The following is a 1,722-nucleotide window of genomic DNA, read 5'->3' as shown; positions in this document are numbered from 1 at the left end:
GTAAAGCCCGTTCGCCAGGGAGCGAAGCGCGGCGAACCACAACTGACGGGCTTGCGGTTGCATCGCCTCGGTCGCTGGCGCTCCCTCACGTTCCTCGCCGGGCTCGTCACTGGCGAGCGGACTGTTCGCCAGGGAGCGGAGCGACCGTGAGTGAAGCGAGGCGAAGGCAAGCGGGCAGGCATGGGCGAGCAGGCTGTTCGCCAGGGAGCGGAGCGAGGCGAACCCGAGCGGCCAGGCTTGCGTTCGCCTCGGTCGCTCGTCCCTCGCTCCCTCACAGTCGGCCGCGGGCGGCCTCCTTGGCGAGCGGGGTTCAGCGCGCGTAGAGCGTGTCGCGGGCGTGGTCGACGAAGCCGAGGCGGCGATACACCGCGAGGGCGGGGGCGTTGTCCCCCTCGACGTAGAGGTCGATGGCGGACACCCCGGCATCAACGAGGTGCTGCAGACCGCGGGCGGTCAGCGCCGTGCCGAGTCCAGTGCCCTGCTCGGAGGGGTCGACGCCGACGACGTAGACCTCGCCGAGATCATCCTCGATCTTGGTCCAGTGAAACCCGACGATCTCCCCGTCCCGTTCGGCCACGAACAGGCCGTCCCAGCTGAACCACTCCGAGCTCGCTCGCCGTTCGAAGTTGGGGCGGTCCATGGCGCCCTGTTCTGGATGAGAGGCGAAGGCGCGGCCGTTGACGGTCACCACGCCATCGACGTCATCGCGCGTGGCCGCGCGCAGCACCACTCCGGCCGGCGCAGAGGCGGCATCGACCGGATCGGCGGGTCGACGCATCACCAACAGCGTCCGCTCGGCGCTCAGATCGATGGCTGCCGCCAATGCTTGAGCGCCCGGCAGATCGCCGTGCGCCCAGAAGCGGGTCTCGCCCGCGTCGAGCAGATCCTGGACCAGCCGGCGGCCATGTCCCTGGCACCGAGCAGCCGGCGTCACGGCCAGCTCCACCGGTGCGTCGCCGTAGCCGACCCCCATGCCGACCTCGGACCGCACCATGACGCGAGGCTCGTCACCGGCCGCATCGGCGGTCAGCGTGGCCTCGTTGAACGGTGCGACGCCATCGGACGCCTCGACCAGCGCCGCCAGCGCGGTCAGGTCGGTCATCGGTCCCGCAACATCACGAGCTGCGCGGCGACGGTGGCCGCCATCGCGGTGGCGAAGGTCTCGGAGGTGTCGTCGTCGAGCTCGGGCACCACGTGGTGCACCGTGCCAGATTCCAACAGGTCGATGGCGCCCACGCGCTGCGACCGAGCCATCTCATCGGCGTGCTCCAGATCGCCGTAAACGATCGCGCTGGCGCCCTCGGGCGGTAGCGGAGACAGCCAGGCGTTCTCGGCGGCGACCACCACATCGGCAGGCAGCAACGCCAGCGCTCCGCCACCGCAGCCCTGGCCCAGCAGCACCGACACAGTGGGCACCCGCATGGTCGACATCCAGCTGATGCACCGGGCGATCTCGCCGGCGATGGCACCCTCCTCGGCCTCAGGCGACAGCTCGGCACCCGGGGTGTCGATGAAGGAGACCAGCGGCAGCCGCAGCTCGTTGGCCAATCGCATGCCGCGGCGCGCCTCACGCAGCGCGGCCGGCCCCATCGGGGTCAGGGGGGTCTGCTTGGTGCGGTCCTGCCCGATGACCACGCACGGCTGGCCGTCCAGCCGGGCGAACGCCACGAGCATGGCGCTGTCACGCTCGCCCTTCTCGGTGCCCTGCAGTCGGACCGTCGC

Annotated in this window: 2 protein-coding genes; both read right to left on the bottom strand. The window is 70.9% G+C overall.

Annotation, left to right across the window (positions count from 1 at the left end):
- Nucleotides 1-310 precede the first annotated feature (310 nt).
- On the bottom strand, nt 311-1,102 hold the full coding sequence (mshD, locus tag WB508_RS02695) for a mycothiol synthase (RefSeq protein ID WP_423843336.1): 792 nt from the start codon (nt 1,100-1,102) through the stop codon (nt 311-313).
- The coding region (locus WB508_RS02690) for a carboxyl transferase domain-containing protein (protein ID WP_423843335.1) at nt 1,099-1,722 on the bottom strand (624 nt) is incomplete at its 5' end. The genes mshD and WB508_RS02690, both read right to left, overlap by 4 nt.

It is taken from the genome of Aeromicrobium sp. (assembly GCF_049586495.1).
GTDB lineage: Bacteria > Actinomycetota > Actinomycetes > Propionibacteriales > Nocardioidaceae > Aeromicrobium.
The sequence above is the reverse complement of the archived record's forward strand: the minus strand, read 5'-3'. Positions and strand labels throughout refer to the sequence as shown.

Bases quoted from the DNA above. Each gene is read 5' to 3' on its own strand.
- mshD (WP_423843336.1), bottom strand. From the start codon at position 1,102: ATGACCGACCTGACCGCGCTGGCGGCGCTGGTCGAGGCGTCCGATGGC.